This window comes from Hymenobacter koreensis (assembly GCF_039541855.1).
GTDB lineage: Bacteria > Bacteroidota > Bacteroidia > Cytophagales > Hymenobacteraceae > Solirubrum > Solirubrum koreensis.
Map to the genome: position 1 here is coordinate 108,309 of NZ_BAABHA010000008.1, position 16,120 is coordinate 124,428.

Below are 16,120 nucleotides of genomic sequence, written 5' to 3' on the forward strand. Positions count from 1 at the left end.
CGCGCTAGCAACCATACGGCGCGGGGTAAACTGGTGCTCGGTCATCCGGCTCAATTGCCGGTTCATCCGCCTGATCCGACGCTTCGGGACCGGACAGTTGGCGGCCGCGCTAGAATAGCCCAGGTTTACAACGTTTCCGTTAAACCTGCTACGGCTATGCCACTCGTTCTGCTTGACGCCCCGTTTTTTGCCTTGCCCGCCACTGCTCTACCCGTTCGCCTGGTGCTGGGACTGCACATAGCGGCTGGTACCACGGCCTTGCTGACTGGCCTTGTCCCCATGCTAGGCCGTAAAGGCGGCCTTACCCACGTGCGGGCGGGCCGCTTGTACGTGTATTGCATGTTCACGGTGGCCGTCACGGCCGTGCTGCTGTGCCTGCTGCAGCCACTCAACCTCGGCAGGCTGTTCCTGATGGGTGTGGCCCTGCTGAGCTTTTACCTGAGCTTCAGCGGCTGGCGGGCCGCCCGCCGCCGAAGTCCGGTGCCGGCCGTATTCGACATGCTGTTGGGTGCCTTTACGGCCCTGGCAGGGCTGGTAATGGTGGGCACAGGCATTTGGCTGAAGGCGGTGCTCTTCGCCTTCATCGGTGGACTGCTCTGCGTATTTGCTGGCCTGGACACCTGGCGCGCGCTGCGGCCGGTAACGGCTACCGCGGCCCAGCCTTGGGTATACCGGCATTTCATCCGGATGGGTGGCTCCTACATTTCGACCGCCACGGCTTTCGTGGTGGTGAACCTTGGGCGCTGGCTGCCCGAGGACGCCCCGCAATGGAGCGGACTGGTTGGCTGGATTGCACCCACGGTACTGGGCAGTGTGCTCATAGCGCGCACCGTGCGTCACTATAAGCGCCGCCTTCATCCCACAGGGATACCGACGATTCGCCCCGCTAGTCCTGTTTAACCGGCACGGGAATGCTCACAGTTAAAAAGGCTTCCAGCGAGAAGACCCCGCGTAAAGCGGCAGGTGCAGAATCAACTCGGTCAGGTGCTTAATCGCGCAGTACCTCCACTGAGCCATCGGGCAGCACCCGCACCACGCGCGACGGCACGTTGCGCGTTTCGTCGTCTTGTCCAATTCCCACCACGTAATCGGCCCCGCGCACAATTGAGGGGTCGATTTCTTTGTAAGTGGCCGGAGTGGGTTGGCCGCTAATGTTGGCTGATGTGGACACCAAGCCGTGCCCGAGACGGCGCAGCACTTTAAAGCAGAACTCGTGGTCGCGCACAATGCGCAGGCCTATGGTGCCGTCTTCGGCCAGCAGGTTAGGCGCCAGGAAACGGCTGCCGGGCACCACGTAAGTTGTGGGCCGTTGTTGCGCGGCCAGCAGCTCGGGTAAATTGGCGGGCACGGTTTGGGCGTAGCGGGCAAACATGGCCTCGTCGGCCACCAGTACAATGCTCGCCTTTCCGGCGGGCCGTTGCTTGAGTTTATAAATGCGCTCTACCGCCGGCGGAACTTCGGCGTCGCAGCCCAGCCCCCACACGGTATCGGTGGGGTACAGAATAACCTCCTGCAACAACAGGGCCTCTACGGCGGCTTCAACTTCTTGGTGGAACAGCTTCATGGGAAAGACAGGACGGGAAACGCAAAAATAGAGCGACTGAGTTTAGTAACGGGTGGCGTTTAAGCTCCTGCGTATTTGGCGTGTAAACCTAAACGCTGTACATTATGGACTTGAAATAGGCCCGTTTTGTAACGGGATGCATCCACCCCGTTTTCGCACCTGCTTCAGCCTTTTTCCATTGCCATCGGCCCAAAGTTGCAGGCCGGAGGGCGAGTTGCGCTCAACTACGGGAACGGTACCGTGCCTTTTTCCTTTTTGTTGCTTTTTCTTTTTCCACCCAACCTTCTCTTCTATGCCCCAAACATTACCCTGTACAGGTAGCACCCCCGTTGTGCACCCACCTGCGCATTCCCGCAACCGGCCCTGGTGGCTAATGGCCCTGCTGTGGCTGCTGGGTAGCACCGGCGCCTATGCCCAGGTCAGTGTGTATTCGTTCACCCAAACGACTGGCACCTATACCGCCGTTACGGGCGGTAACGTGGTGGGCACTACCACGAGCGACGATCAGCAGTTTAACGACCCGACCGTTCCGGCGGGGGTAACCACGGCTACGGCCGGCCCGGGTTTGCCCATCGGGTTTACGTTCCGCTACAACGGAGCTAACCACAACGTTTTTGCCATCAACAACAACGGCTGGATTGCGTTGGGCAACAGCAGCGCGGGAGCTACGGCCGTGGCCGCCCGTTTTGCCGCCGGTAGCAATTACACTCCCCTGAGCAACACCAGCACGTCAACGACCAACATTATTGCACCTCTGTCGCGCGACTTGCAGGCACAGGCCGGCGGTGAACTCAGCTACCAGACTATTGGCACGGCCCCCAATCGTACGCTGGTGGTACAATGGACCAATTACCGGCGTTTCGCGGGAACGGGTCAGTCTTACAACTTCCAGATTCGGCTGAGCGAAACCACCAACGTGGTAAGCTTCGTGTACGGCACGTTTACCGAAAGCTCCACGGTTAACGGGGCTCCTCAGGTGGGCTTGCGCGGCGCCACGGCTTCGGATTTTCTGAACCGTACGGCCGTTGCCACTGGCAGTTGGGCGGCCAGCACACCGGGCACGCTCAACACCGACGCAATGCCCCTGACCACCACGGTCTTCCCGGCCAGCGGCCTGACGTACACGTTCACGCCGCCCTCGCCTACGGCTTGCCTTCAGCCTACGAACTTAGCGGTAACCGCCATTACGTCTTCTTCGGCGCAGCTAACCTTTACCGCCGGGCAGTCGGCTACTTCTTACACGGTTACCTACACGCCGCAGGGCGGCAGCGCCCAAACCGCAACGGGCACCGGTTCGCCCATTACGCTTACGGGTCTCACGCCCAGCACTTCGTACTCGGTTTCCGTTATCAGCAACTGCGGCGGCAGCCAAAGCACGGCTGCGGCCTCGGCTACCTTCCGGACGGCCTGCTTGGCGGCGCCCTATGCTACGCTGCCCGTTAGTGAGACCTTTGAAAACACGTGGATCAGCGTTTGCGGCACGAACGACGTGCCCACCAACAACTGGCGGAGCACGCCCTCGCCAACCGACCCCGATGCCTCCTGGCGCCGCGACGACGACGGCGCGGCCGGCGGCTGGACCAGCCCCACGCTGGGCATGTACACGCCCGCCGGGGCTAACGGCAGCGCCCGTTCGGCCCGATTCCACTCGTACGGTGCCACCACGGGTACCATTGGTACGCTCGATCTGCACGTGAACCTGAGCCCGACCGGTGCCAAGTTCGTGACGTTCGACCACATCAACACGTCTGGCTCGGACACCCTGACGGTACACTTATCCACCGACGGTGGTGCCACGTTTGGCCCGGCTCTGGCGCGCTACACCACAGCCGCCACCTGGACGGGCCGTACGGTAGCGCTGCCCACTACGGCTTCTGCTACGGCGGTTATCCGCCTGCGGGCCCGCAGCGACTTCAGCACCACCGACATTGGCATCGATAACGTACAGGTGCAAGTGGTTACCACGGTTCCTGGCTGCGCTACCAACCTGCAGCCGGCTAACAACGCCACCGGTTTACCACGCCCGGTAACCATTTCCTGGGCTGCTGGCACGGGGGTTCCCAACGGATACGATGTATACTTTGGTACCACGTCTACGCCGCCCCTGGTTTCGGCTAACCAAAGCGGCACCACGTACACGCCAGCCACGCCCTTGGCCGCCAACACCACCTACTATTACCAGGTAATACCGCGCAATGCCAACGGAGCTGCTACTGGCTGTGCCGTAAACCAATTCACTACCAGCGGCACGTTCGCGTACTGCAACACCAACCTAGGTGACTACTGCGGCACTGCCGACATTACGACGGTGGCCATTCAGAACACCTCGCTGAACAACGCGGGCACAACCTGCAGCTCGGTTAACGGCAGCAGCTACACATCGTACCCGGCTTCGGGCAGCACCACGGCTACGGTTTCGCCGGGCTCTACGTACCAGTTTGCGGTAACTACCGCTGCTGCTGCTATTCTCTCGGTATGGATTGACTACAACCAAAACGGCACCTTTGAAGCCACCGAGTGGACCCAGGTGACTACTACCTCCACCGCCAACCAGGCCGCTACGGTAAGCATTACTATTCCTACTTCGGCTGCTATGGGCCAAACGGGCATGCGTGTGCGCAGCCGTAGCACCGGCAGCCCGAACGGCGCTTCCGATGCCTGCGTGCAGTTCTTCTCGGGTGAAACCGAAGACTACATCATTACCATTGCACCGGCAGCTCCTTGCACTGCACCTCCTACCCCCGGTGCGGCCACGGCCAGCAACACCAGCTTCTGCTCACCCCGCTCGGTAACTCTGGGCCTGCAGGGCGCTTCGTTTGGTACGGGCCTAACGTACCAATGGCAGCAGTCGAGTAACGGCACCACCTTCACTAACATTGCCGGCGCCACCAGCAGCAACTTCACCACGCCGATTCTCACGGCTACCACGTATTTCCGAGCCGTACTTACCTGCTCAGGCCAGTCGGCAACTTCCACGGCCGTTACGGTTTCGCTGAATGCTCCTACCTACGCCACTCTGCCCGTTATCGAGAGCTTCGAAAACAACTGGGTTGACGGTTGCGGCACCCGCGATATTCCCACGGCCAGCTGGCGGAGCACGCCCTCGCCAACCGACGCCGACGCCTCCTGGCGCCGCGACGACGACGGCGCGGCCGGCGGCTGGAGCGGCCCTACCCTAGGCATGTACACGCCTGCTGCCAGCCAAGGCTCGCGTTCGGCGCGTTTCCACTCCTACAATGCCTCCTCGGGCACGGTGGGCTTCCTGGATCTGTACGCAAACCTAAGTGCTGCCGGCACCAAGCGCCTGACGTTTGATTTTATCAACACCTCGGGCAATGACTCGCTTACAGTACACCTTTCCACCGACGGCGGCGTAACCTTCGGGCCGGCGTTGCTGCGCCTAGGCCAGAGCGGAACGGTTGCGGCGGGCTTCCAGAACCAAACGGTTAACCTGCTTACTACTTCTGCCACGGCCGTTATCCGATTCCGTGGCCGCGGCGACTTTGGCGTCACCGACATCGGTCTGGACAACGTGCGGGTAGAATCAGCTACGGGCTGCTTGTCGCCCACCAACCTCGTGGTTAGCTCCTCTACCTCTACGTCGGCGGTTATCACCTGGGCTTCGGCAGGCAGTGGTACCTATGTGGTGGAATACGGACCATCCGGCTTCACGCTGGGCTCGGGTACCACCATCCCCGTAACCGGTACTACCACCACGCTCACCAACCTCACGGCCGGCGTAACATACCAAGTGTACGTGCGCCAGAATTGCGGCGGCACGTTCTCGGGCAACGCTGGCCCGGTAACGGTGTCCACCGGTGCTTGCCCGGTGCCCACTGCCCCCATTGCCCGCAGCGTAACCAGCAGCACGGCCGTGCTGGAATGGGCTGGCGCTGCCAGCAGCACCGCTACGTTCACGGTTGAATACGGCCTCTCGGGCTTTACCGTAGGTACGGGCACGGTGGTTACCAACATCACCGGTTTAACTACTACCCTCACCAACCTGGCAGCCAACACCAACTACTGCTACTACGTGAAGCAGGTTTGCGCACCCGGCAGCACCAGCACCAGCCAGAACGCAGGTCCCATCTGCTTCCGCACGGCTCCTACTGCTGCGCTCAACAACGAGCCTTGCGGCGCTCCGGCCCTAACGGTAAACGCCAGTGGAGCTATTACTCCGGTCAGCGGCTCGAATGTGGGCGCTACGTTTACTTCCCTGCCCGGCATTGTTACGCCAGCTTGTTCACCAGCCAACGCCCCGCGTGATATATGGTACACGCTCACCATGCCGGCCAACACCACTTCGCTCGCCTTCGGCATGACAGGTGCGGCTACGGGCATGGTACGTTTGTACACGGCTGCCACTTGCTCCACCGCCTTCACCCAGGTGGCCTGCCGGGCCTCTTCCGGGGCTAACCAGTCGGTGGGCAACGTAACCTTCACTGGCCTCACCGCTGGCACCACGTACTACCTGGCAATTTCCGGCTATGGCAACGGCGATACGCAGGGCAACTTCACCCTTGGCACAGTTCTCAGCAACCGCCGTAGCCTGTCTACTGGCGTTGTTGATGTATTCCCGAACCCTACTAGCAGTGGCGAGTTGTCGGTACGCATCAGCGGTGCCGGCGCAGCTCGCAACGGTCAAGCCACGCTAATCAACGCGCTGGGTCAGGTTATGCGCACGCAGCCGCTTACGCTCACCAACGGCGGTGTGGAGCAAAAGCTTTCGACGGTTGGCTTGAGCACCGGGGTTTACACCCTGCGCCTGCAGGTAGGCCAGGAATTGGTTACCCGTCAGGTGGTAGTAGAATAAGCTACTGCACTTCACAAAAAAGGCCCGAACAGCTGTTCGGGCCTTTTTTCTTGTTCTCTTGCGTGGGCTACTCCACGTCTAAGTCGGGCGAAGTCATTTCCTGGCAGAGCTCCACCAGCACGCCGTGGGCGCTTTTGGGATGCACGAAACAGACCAGCTTGTTATCGGCGCCGCGTTTTGGCTCTTCGTTGAGCAGGGTAAAGCCTTGTTCGCGCAGCCGCTGCATGGTCGCCCGGATATCGGCTACTTCAAAAGCCACGTGATGAATGCCCTCCCCTTTTTTCGCCACGAATTTGGTAATGGCACTGTCTGGAGTAGTGCCGCCCAGCAACTCAATTTTCGAACCGCCTACTTTAAAAAACACGGTATCCACACCTTCGCTCTCCACGCTTTCGCGCTTGTAGGGCTCCATTCCGAGCAACGTAGTGTACAGAGCCGTAGCGGCTTCCAGGTCGTTTACGGCCAAGCCGAGGTGTTCCAGATTCGTGAACATAAGCGCGGGGGAAAAGTCGTTGACACGGGTAGTACCAACGTTGTTTGGATTGTGTCTACTTTTGTGCGGTAAAAGTAAACCTCCGGCCGATTTCTGCTGTTCTAGAAGCGAATCATTCTCCGCTAGCTACCTTTACGCTACCGTTCACCAGCACCACGAAGCACCATGCTGAAGCTGCCCATTTACCTCGACAACAACGCCACCACACCCATGGATCCGCGTGTGCTCGAGGCCATGCTGCCCTATTTTACCGATCATTTCGGCAACGCGGCTTCGCGCAACCACCCTTTTGGCTGGCAGGCCGAAGAGGCCGTGGATTACGCCCGCGAGCAAATTGCGCAGCTCATTAACTGCGACCCGAAGGAAATTATCTTCACCTCGGGCGCTACCGAGTCGGATAACCTCGCTATTAAGGGGGTATATGAGATGTACGCCCAGAAGGGCAACCACATCATTACCGCCACCACCGAGCACAAAGCCGTGCTCGATACCTGCAAGCACCTCGAGAAGGTGGGCGCCCGCGTTACCTACCTGCAGGTAAACGACGAAGGCCTCATCAACCTCGACGAGTTGGAGGCTGCCATGACGCCCCAGACCATTCTGGTGACCATCATGTACGGCAACAACGAAATCGGCGTGTTGCAGAACATCCGCGCCATTTCGGCCATTGCCAAAAAGCACGGCGCGCTGTTCTTCACCGACGGCACCCAGGCCGTAGGCAAGATTCCGGTGGACGTAATTGCCGACGGCATCGACCTGATGGCCTTTACCGGCCACAAAATGTACGGCCCCAAAGGCATCGGTGCTTTGTATGTGCGCCGCAAGAACCCGCGGGTTAAGGTAACCGCCCAAATGGACGGCGGCGGCCATGAGCGCGGCATGCGTTCGGGCACTCTGAACGTTCCCGGCATTGTGGGTTTGGGCAAAGCCTGCGAGCTGGCTCGCCTCGAAATGGAAGCCGACACCCAGCGCATCAGCGCCATGCGCGACCGGTTGGAGCGTGAGCTGCTGACTTTGGAAGAAAGCTACGTGAATGGTTCGCGGGAAAACCGCCTGCCGCACGTAACCAATATCTCCTTTAAATATGTGGAAGGCGAAGGCCTGATGATGGGCGTGAAGGATCTGGCTGTGTCTTCGGGCTCGGCTTGTACGTCCGCTTCGCTGGAACCTTCGTACGTACTTAAGGCCCTGGGCCTGAGCGACGACCTTGCTCACTCCTCGCTGCGTTTCGGCTTGTCGCGCTTCACCACCGACGAGCAGATTGACTATGCTATCGGCCACGTTAAGGAAGCCGTAACGAAGCTGCGCGAAATGTCGCCGCTGTGGGAGATGTTCAAAGAAGGCATCGACCTCAACTCCATTGAGTGGGCCGAACATTAATATTTAGCGTTGTCAGTTGCGAGTTATCAGTTGCCAGTCAATTTCTGACAAGGACCTGAAGCTCGATCTGGCTGACAACTCGCAACTGACAACTGACAACTGAAAAAAGCCATGGCTTACTCCGATAAAGTAATCGACCACTACAGCAACCCCCGCAACGTGGGCACGCTGGACAAAAGCAAGAAAAACGTAGGTACCGGTTTGGTGGGTGCTCCTGAGTGCGGCGACGTAATGCGCCTGCAAATTGAGGTAGACGAAACCACCAACGTGATTACCGACGCCAAATTCAAAACCTTCGGCTGCGGCTCGGCCATTGCGTCGTCGTCGCTGGCTACGGAGTGGCTGAAGGGCAAATCGGTTGACGAGGCCCTGAGCATCGACAACATGGAGATTGTGGAAGAGTTGGCGTTGCCGCCGGTTAAAATTCACTGCTCGGTGCTGGCCGAAGACGCCATTAAGGCTGCCATTAACGACTACCGCGTGAAAAACGGCCTGCCGGAACTGGAAGCCGCTAAGTCGCACCATTAACATTGTTGAATGAGTGAATGGCAGAATGAGTGAATGGACGTTTGGTTCACTCATTCTGCCATTCACTCATTCTGCCATTGAACCCGATGGAAGTTTCCAACGACGTACACGTCGAAAGCGCCCGCATTCAGCGGCTGATTGAAGACGCGCTGGGCTTGCAGCCCGGCAACCTGGTGTTCGACTTCCGCCAGCTCGACGGGCAAGTGCGCCTGGACCTGATTACCGTCAACCCGCGCCACCACCAGAGCTTTCTGTTTCGGTACGAAGTGGGCTACGACAAGCTTGATGCGTTGCGGAAGATGCTCAGCTACGTGCAAACGTCCCGCGACACCGAAAGCTCATACACCCTGCAGTGGCGCGCCCGCGGCGACAAGGAGTTGCAAACCTCGTACTTCCGGGCCCACAACGTGTACGAGGCACTCGACAAACTTTACTACGGCCGCGACCTGAACACCATTACCGTGTTCAGTGTGGTTCTGAATCCTTCTTCCTAGGAAGTTGTTAGCTAAATAGCTGTTGGCTATTGGCCTCGTTCAAAGCTGACAGCTATTTGCCTTCAGCCAAAAGCAACCAAGATCATGATTACCGTTTCCGACAAAGCGAAAGAGAAAGTAGAGAAGCTCATGCACGACGCTTCCCTCACCGACGCGTTCCGCCTGCGTGCCTCCGTGGCTGGCGGTGGCTGCTCGGGCCTCTCCTACCAGCTGGACTTCGACGACGAGGTGCGCCCCATGGACCAGGAGTTCGAAGACAAAGGCGTGCGCGTAGTTGTCGACATGAAAAGCTTCCTTTACTTGGCTGGCACCGAACTCGACTTCTCTGACGGCCTGAACGGCAAAGGGTTTTACTTCAACAATCCAAATGCCTCCCGCACCTGCGGCTGCGGCGAAAGTTTTTCGGTGTAGCGGTTCACCAGTAAACCTACCCCATGATGCCCTTTTCACCTATCGGTGGAAAGGGCATTTTGCTTTAACCACCACGCGCAAATCCCATTGCTACACTTCGCCATTGGTGAGGCGGCCGGTTATGGTTACCTTGCCGGCTTTATTTCTCCTGCTACTGCTAGCACCGTATGAAAAATGAATTGGTTGAAGCCCGACTTCGCCGCGACGCCGACTTGGTTTCTTTTTTAAATACTGAAGTCGAACAGTATGCCGACATCGAGGACGATGTGGCACCTCTGCGTCAACTGCTCAGTAGTTCTCTGAGCCAAGCCAGCAGCCTGGCTACCCAAGCCTTGACGCAACCGGAGGAGGCGGAGCGCGGAAAAGGACTTCGCAACCAACTTACGCAACTACTGCGCCGCCTAACGGCCGGACTGCACGCTGTAGCCGCAAGTACCAAAGACAACCGCTTGCTGGCCTTGGCGGGTAATGTTAACCAGTTACCCAAGCTAACCGAAACCCGGTTTGCTGAAGAAGCTCGTCGTTTGCTCAGCCTTGCGCCGGAACGCAGTGGCCCCCTCAGCAAGCGGCGCTTCCTGCCCACCCATTACCAGCAAGCCCAAGCCCTACTGGGAGAGTTGCGTAGAGCCAGCAGCAACGAAAACCCCACCGACCGTCAGTCGTTGGAGCGGTTGCTCAAGCAAAACGAACGCACCATTGAGCAGTTGCGCACTTACTTTCGCATTTTTGAGCAAGATGAACCCAGCGTGTGGCTTGGCTTTCAGGCTGCTGCAAAAGTAAAGAAGCCTACCGGTAGCGTAGCTGCTGTTACGGAAGCCCATGTTTAAAATTACGCGGGCGCTTACCAAGGCACAGACTGCTTGTAATTAAAGCTCCTGTTAAACCACAGAGCACTAAAAAAGCCTCTTCCCGACTAGGAAGAGGCTTTTTTTAGTGCCTGATATTAATATTCAGCTTAGTTCAGGTGTACAACTTTCTGCACACTGCGCTGACCGGCGCGGTTGATTTCGAGCAGGTATGTGCCAGCAGGCAGGTTCTGCAGTTCAATGCGGGTGTCGCCGGCTGCGGTGCCGCTGCTCAGGCTACGGCCTTGCAGGGTTAGCAGGCGCCACTGTACCGGCTCGGCACCAGCTTGCAGACGCGTGTACTTGCGGGCGGGGTTCGGGTAAACCGAAGCCACCAACGTTTCGGCCTTCTTAACAGCCACCACACCCGAAAGCGTAGCGGTGCCATCGGTGTCAACCTGGCGCAAGCGGTAGTAAAGCGTGCCGGTAGCCGAGGTAAGGTCGAGGTAGTTGTAGCGCAGGAGCGAAGCGCTGTTGCCGGCACCTTTTACCGAACCAACGGTCTGGAATTCGCCGCCGTTGATGCTGCATTGAATCTCAAAACGGTCGTTGTTCTTCTCCGAAGCCGTAGACCACGAAACCATTACGCCGTCCTTCTTCGAATCAGCGTTTAGGCTGGCCAGGGATACGGGCAGCGGGTTGTCGCCGTGCGTGCGGGGTACAATCGTGCTGGCTAATACAAAGGTTCCTAAAGCCGCGAAGGGGTTCGAAGACGTGATGCTGCCCGTGAGGTATACAGTACCGTCGGCAGCTACAGGAGCCGAGAAGCCTAAGTTCTCCCAGGCACTAGCGTTGCCGAGGGCAATGCGGAGTTTCGAAGGAGCGTCTACTTCATCGTCTGGGCCGTAGTAGAGTTTGATGCGACCTGCAGTGAAGGCCGAAGCGCCCGACGAAGTCAGATTGTAGTAGCGTACGCGCGAGACGCGCTGAATGTCGCCGCCCAAAGTGCGGGCAGCGGGTTCACCACGTACTGCCTCTGCGGTGTAGCCCGTAGACAATGCCGAGGTCTGGTTAATCGTAAGCGTAACAGGACGGTAGAAAGTACGCTCCCCGATGGGGAAGAACAAACCGGTACCGTTCGATTCGTCGGTGGCAACCAAACCAGAAGCCGTTTGCACCCGCGTCATGGGACCGTTCACAAACGAAGTGTTGTTCAGGTTGGTAGAGCCATTCACTACTATTACTGCAGAGGTAGCAGGTATACTTAGGATGTTAGTAGCAGAAGTGTTCAACAACCCTTTATCTAAATACAGACTTCCTTGTGATATAACTGGTCTTTGCAAGGTTACTCCACTTGCATTTACAATCCCCAAAACCACGTTAGTACTAAACGAAAGAGGAGCATTGCCGCTGATAAACTGTTCAGCATTACCTAAAAAGAACACTGCAGAATTCACCGACGGAGCAAAGGATAAGGAGCCCCCATTCACGGCAAGGTTTCCGTAAATCAAAGTACCATTGAGTGAGCCTTGACCATTTACATTCAGGGCAACCACTCCAGAAGTGACTGTCAGATTATTTAGAATAATTAAGTTTGGAGTGTTATATGGAGCACTGACTGTGGCCGATGCCTGGAACTCAAGGTTACCATACTGCTGACCGATAGACGAGAAAGTGCCTCCGATATAAACGTAGGTGCTGCCCGCTAGAAACGATGTAACATTAGAAGCGCCATTACCAAAGGGGTGCAAACCACCACGATGCTCAAAGCGCGAACCCGACTCGAAGGTAACTGAGTTAGCGGCCGCGGCTACGTCACCACTGGTGTTAGCGTTTCCTGCTGGTATGGAGCCGGTAGTGCCAAACGGGAAACCAACTACACTCTGTCCGTTGTACACCGAGCCGCTGATGAACCGAATTGCACCCGCATCTTCAGCAAAAAAGCGGTGAGGCACGATGGTGCTGCCACCCGACGCAGCGTTCATAGCAAATGTACCGCCAATGCTGGCCGTAGCTCCCGATGCGATGTTAATGTATGCCGGGCGGTTATCGGTATTGGCTCCGGAAGTAAGGTTGAGCGAGCTACCACCTTCCGTCACGAAATCATCACCCTCGGTCGAGTTGTTACCGATTACCAAAGACCCCTCACGGTTGGCGTTGCCCGGACCGTATATGGTTACGTTGGCATTATTCACCACGTAGAGCTGACCAAACACCTGTCCTTGTGCCGGTACCCCGGCGTTAGAGGAGCGGTCAATCTCGGTCAGCGACGTTCTGTTAAATACCAGCGCGTCATTCGCCGAAGGAGCAGCCCGGTTGGGCGTCCAGTTGCTGGCCGTGGTAAAATCACCAATCGTGGTGGTGGCAGCGTTCCAGGTATAGGTGGGCAACGCCGCAAAAGCACGCGTAGCGGGCGAGGTTTGACGGTAGTTGGTAACAGGCGCCACACCGTCTTGGTTGTAAGCGTACACGTCGATAACATGGCCGGAAGTGGCCAGCGAAGCGTACGTTAATCCTGTTACGGTAATTTCGGTGGGCGAAGCAGCGGGACCGGAAAACACTACAAAGTTGCCGGTTCCGGTAGTAGTTCCTGTTCCGTATACAGGGGTGCCCAAGTAAACAGCACCATCGGTGGGAGCAACAGCAGCTACGTTGCTACGACGCACTACTACTAAGTAATGCGTGGCATCACTGCCTGAAAGCTTTATCACTGCACGAGGAGCATTGGCAGTTGCTCCACTCGCAGGTTGGTAAACCAAAGAAGGCTGTGAGGTAGGCTCGGTAGCAGCCCAACCAGCTGTGGGCACTGCGGCCAGGGCCAGTACACACAATTGCCTCCTTAAGGCGTCAAAAATGCTTAAGGACGGAGTAGTTAGTTTGTTCATGCGAAAGTGGTAACAGAGGTTTCGGGTTTCTCAGGCCGGGTGTTATGAATGCGCAAAGGTAAGTCTCGATCAAGCTGCTTGACGATCCAGAAGGAATAGACAGGCTAATAATAACTTGCTAAGATGCTTTTTTTCATTCAAATGGACTCGTTTAAAGGTTGCAGCAGCATCATGAAAGCTGCTACTTACAAATAAACTACGCAATATTACAAAACAATGATGACCCGTAATACGTATTGCACTTTTTTTCAACTGAATAACTGTATTATCATATGCATAATAACGCTACTAAAGCCTCTAATAAGACATTCTCAAGCGCAGCTATCAGGTTCTTTCTCTCGGAGGAGCCCATATATTAGCACAAAGCAATTTGATTGTACACAATGGCTTGCAAATGAAATCGAAATTCCACAAAAAAGCCCCCGCGTTTGCGGGGGCTTTTTGCTAAGCCGCAGGATACAAGCCGACTGCTTGCTCCTACTGCTTTACCAGTTTCTGCACGTGGCGGCAGGCACCGGTGCGTGTTTCCACGTAGTACACGCCTGCGGCCAAGTTGGCTACATTTAGAGTGATGGTGCTAACTGCGGTGCCTTGCAGCAGCACCTGGCCCAATGTGTTGCGTACCCACCACTGCGCAGTGCTTCCGGTTTCCAGCGTCAGCAATTCGCTTGTTGGATTAGGGTATAATAACGGCACCAAACCAGTTTTACCACCGACCACTGCAATAGGAGAATGCGCCACGGTTCCGTCCAGGTCTATTTGGCGCAGGCGGTAATAGAGTATGCCGGAGGGTGCATCTGCATCAAACCAAGCATAGCGCCGAGGGATACTGCTGCTGCCTCCAGCTTCAAGGGTTGCGAAGGTGGTAAAAAGGCCACCGTCGAGGCTGCGCTGTACTTCAAAACTGGCGCTGTTTTTTTCCGAAGCCGTTTCCCAGGTTAGTGCCGATCCTTTCTCCTGCCGAGTGGCGGTGAAGTATTTCAGCTCCACGGGAAGCGGGTTGTTTCCTGGGTCGCGGGAAACCTCTGTGCTGGCTAATACAAACGTAGCCGTAAACGTAGTCATGGGTACGGTGGAGGTTATGGTTCCACTAGGAGCCGCGGTGCCCACGCCGCCCAGACTCACCCAAGCAGCACCCGAGCTTTGGGCAATGCGAAGCTTGGCAGGAGCGTCCACCTCGTCGTCGGGGCCATATTCAATGGTAACGGTACCGCTTTCTAGGTTGGGCTGCGAGCTTTCCACGGTAAAATGACGCACCCTCGATACCCGTTTAATGTCGCCGGTGTAAGTGCGGGCAGTCGGAGCCCCCGGTAGCATTTGGGCCGTGTAAATGGTATTAGCGGTGTTGCTGTGTTTCACCACCAATGTAAGGGGACGGTAATGAGAGTCGGTACCAAAAGGAAACGTAAGGGTTGTGGTGTTCACGGTGTTGATGGTTCTAGCCATGGGCCCGTCTACAAAACCGGCGCTGCTGGCGGTAATCACGCCTGAAAACGGAATGGACAAAATATTGGTAGCTGTAGTGAATAGCCGACCGTTAAGCAAGTTTAACGCGTTCGGGACCATTAAAGGCCGTTCCAGCATTACCCCTGCGGCGTTATTTATTACTACCGTTACATCGTTGCCAATCGTAAGCACCCCTACTCCCCGAACAGCCTGTAGAATAGCGCCATTAAACGTGAGATTAGCTGGAGTAGGCGGCGTAAAGGTTAACCCGCCACCCACTACTTCTATGTCTCTGCCTATGGCCACGCCACCGGTCAGGTTCATGGCTAACGTGGCAAGATTGGTTGTCGGTAGTCGCAAACTATTCAGTACCGTGAGCTGCCCCGCGCCGTTTATGCTCAGCACAACGGTCTGCGGAATATCAATTACCAGGTTTCCGTACGTACGCCCCGATGCATCCAGGTTGCCGTTGATGCTTGCGTAGCGGTATATACTTCCGCTTTGGAAGATGGCAGCCGGAGTGGCACCCGTACCAAATGGGCTGGCGCCGTCTTCCTGCACCAAGGTCGCGCCTGCCTGAAACGTGGCAATAGCACCTGCGCCCGGGTTACCGAATGGGTTTCCCTCGGCCCCCTCTGCGAGGCGAAGGGTGCTGCCGTTTGCAAAAACCACAGACCCAGTTCCTCCAACCAAACGGTGGTCGGAAATGCGGTTGCCGCTACCTGGTGCTGTGTTTTCGAAAATCAGAGTGCCGGCAATAGCTGCCGTGGCTGGGCCGTTCTCCCCACTAGTGACTAAGTTCACCGTCAGCTCATCGTTGCGGGTAGTTGAACCAAACCGCACCGTGGCGCCTGCTGCCACTACAAAATCATCGGAAGCGCCGCCATTCACGATAATGGTACAGTCGACGGAGGGTACGCTCAAGCGGGCATCTATTCCGTTTATAAAGCGTAGCTGTCCTGCATTAATGTTAACGGCAGGGTCCAGTATAATGTTGGCGGCTGATATTACAGAACCGTTAAATACCAAGACGTCTTCGGGGTCAGCCAAGGTACGCGTGGGGCTCCAGCTGCTGGCTTGGCTGAAGTTACCGCTGGCAACGTTCCAGGTATATGTGCCCTGAGCGTGGCTTTGTAGTGGGAAAGTAAGTAGGGTCAGCAGTACAACTAAGGGGCCAACGGTAAATGACAAGTGGGCGAGGCAGCGGTCGGTGTGTGTCATAGTTGAGCAGGTTTAAAGAATTGATGTATTCTATTGAAATATAGGCTTTAACCTTGGCGTAATGTTAAATTTTATTCAATTTTATATTAGAATTATATAA

The 16,120-nt window shown here is 56.7% G+C and carries 11 protein-coding genes; 7 read left to right on the plus strand and 4 right to left on the minus strand.

Annotated features, from left to right (window positions below; all coding sequences use genetic code 11):
- Positions 1–156 precede the first annotated feature (156 nt).
- Entirely contained in the window at positions 157–900 is a 744-nt protein-coding gene (locus ABD903_RS12910; protein WP_345224834.1) for a DUF2306 domain-containing protein, read from the plus strand.
- Between the two features lie 88 nt (positions 901–988).
- On the opposite strand, the gene ABD903_RS12915 is transcribed toward ABD903_RS12910, so the two are convergent.
- Positions 989–1,564 carry an L-threonylcarbamoyladenylate synthase gene (locus tag ABD903_RS12915; protein ID WP_345224835.1) on the minus strand — a complete coding sequence of 192 codons (576 nt, stop codon included), beginning with the start codon at positions 1,562–1,564 and terminating at the stop codon, positions 989–991.
- A gap of 292 nt (positions 1,565–1,856) precedes the next feature.
- On the opposite strand from ABD903_RS12915, the gene ABD903_RS12920 reads away from it, so the two are divergent.
- Positions 1,857–6,377 (plus strand): beta strand repeat-containing protein, encoded by a 4,521-nt coding sequence (locus tag ABD903_RS12920; protein WP_345224837.1) that lies wholly within the window; start codon positions 1,857–1,859, stop codon positions 6,375–6,377.
- Between the two features lie 67 nt (positions 6,378–6,444).
- Here ABD903_RS12920 and mce read toward each other — a convergent pair whose 3' ends face one another.
- Positions 6,445–6,870 (minus strand): methylmalonyl-CoA epimerase, encoded by a 426-nt coding sequence (gene mce, locus ABD903_RS12925; protein WP_345224839.1) that lies wholly within the window; start codon positions 6,868–6,870, stop codon positions 6,445–6,447.
- 165 nt (positions 6,871–7,035) lie between these two features.
- Between mce and ABD903_RS12930 the strand changes: the two genes are divergently transcribed.
- From ABD903_RS12930 to ABD903_RS12950, 5 genes are all read left to right on the plus strand, one after another.
- Positions 7,036–8,250: an IscS subfamily cysteine desulfurase gene (locus tag ABD903_RS12930; protein ID WP_425555474.1), complete on the plus strand. Its 1,215-nt coding sequence runs from the start codon at positions 7,036–7,038 to the stop codon at positions 8,248–8,250.
- A gap of 111 nt (positions 8,251–8,361) precedes the next feature.
- Entirely contained in the window at positions 8,362–8,778 is a 417-nt protein-coding gene (gene iscU / locus ABD903_RS12935; RefSeq protein ID WP_345224841.1) for a Fe-S cluster assembly scaffold IscU, read from the plus strand.
- An 86-nt stretch (positions 8,779–8,864) separates the two neighbouring features.
- Entirely contained in the window at positions 8,865–9,272 is a 408-nt protein-coding gene (locus tag ABD903_RS12940) for an ATP-grasp domain-containing protein (RefSeq protein WP_345224843.1), read from the plus strand.
- 84 nt (positions 9,273–9,356) lie between these two features.
- On the plus strand, positions 9,357–9,683 hold the full coding sequence (locus tag ABD903_RS12945; protein WP_345224845.1) for a HesB/IscA family protein: 327 nt from the start codon (positions 9,357–9,359) through the stop codon (positions 9,681–9,683).
- Positions 9,684–9,850: 167 nt separating this feature from the next.
- On the plus strand, positions 9,851–10,510 hold the full coding sequence (locus tag ABD903_RS12950; RefSeq protein ID WP_345224846.1) for a hypothetical protein: 660 nt from the start codon (positions 9,851–9,853) through the stop codon (positions 10,508–10,510).
- Between the two features lie 128 nt (positions 10,511–10,638).
- Here the strand turns inward: ABD903_RS12950 and ABD903_RS12955 are convergent, their stop codons facing one another.
- Complete coding sequence (locus ABD903_RS12955) at positions 10,639–13,134, minus strand: T9SS type A sorting domain-containing protein (protein WP_345224848.1); 2,496 nt, start codon at positions 13,132–13,134, stop codon at positions 10,639–10,641.
- Positions 13,135–13,830: 696 nt separating this feature from the next.
- Positions 13,831–16,020, minus strand: a complete 2,190-nt coding sequence (locus tag ABD903_RS12960; protein WP_345224854.1) for a T9SS type A sorting domain-containing protein — start codon at positions 16,018–16,020, stop codon at positions 13,831–13,833.
- Positions 16,021–16,120: the final 100 nt, after the last annotated feature.

Bases quoted from the DNA above. Each gene is read 5' to 3' on its own strand.
- ABD903_RS12960 (WP_345224854.1), bottom strand. From the start codon at position 16,020: ATGACACACACCGACCGCTGCCTCGCCCACTTGTCATTTACCGTTGGC.
- ABD903_RS12910 (WP_345224834.1), top strand. From the start codon at position 157: ATGCCACTCGTTCTGCTTGACGCCCCGTTTTTTGCCTTGCCCGCCACT.
- ABD903_RS12950 (WP_345224846.1), top strand. From the start codon at position 9,851: ATGAAAAATGAATTGGTTGAAGCCCGACTTCGCCGCGACGCCGACTTG.
- mce (WP_345224839.1), bottom strand. From the start codon at position 6,870: ATGTTCACGAATCTGGAACACCTCGGCTTGGCCGTAAACGACCTGGAA.
- ABD903_RS12940 (WP_345224843.1), top strand. From the start codon at position 8,865: ATGGAAGTTTCCAACGACGTACACGTCGAAAGCGCCCGCATTCAGCGG.
- ABD903_RS12930 (WP_425555474.1), top strand. From the start codon at position 7,036: ATGCTGAAGCTGCCCATTTACCTCGACAACAACGCCACCACACCCATG.
- ABD903_RS12920 (WP_345224837.1), top strand. From the start codon at position 1,857: ATGCCCCAAACATTACCCTGTACAGGTAGCACCCCCGTTGTGCACCCA.
- ABD903_RS12945 (WP_345224845.1), top strand. From the start codon at position 9,357: ATGATTACCGTTTCCGACAAAGCGAAAGAGAAAGTAGAGAAGCTCATG.
- ABD903_RS12915 (WP_345224835.1), bottom strand. From the start codon at position 1,564: ATGAAGCTGTTCCACCAAGAAGTTGAAGCCGCCGTAGAGGCCCTGTTG.
- iscU (WP_345224841.1), top strand. From the start codon at position 8,362: ATGGCTTACTCCGATAAAGTAATCGACCACTACAGCAACCCCCGCAAC.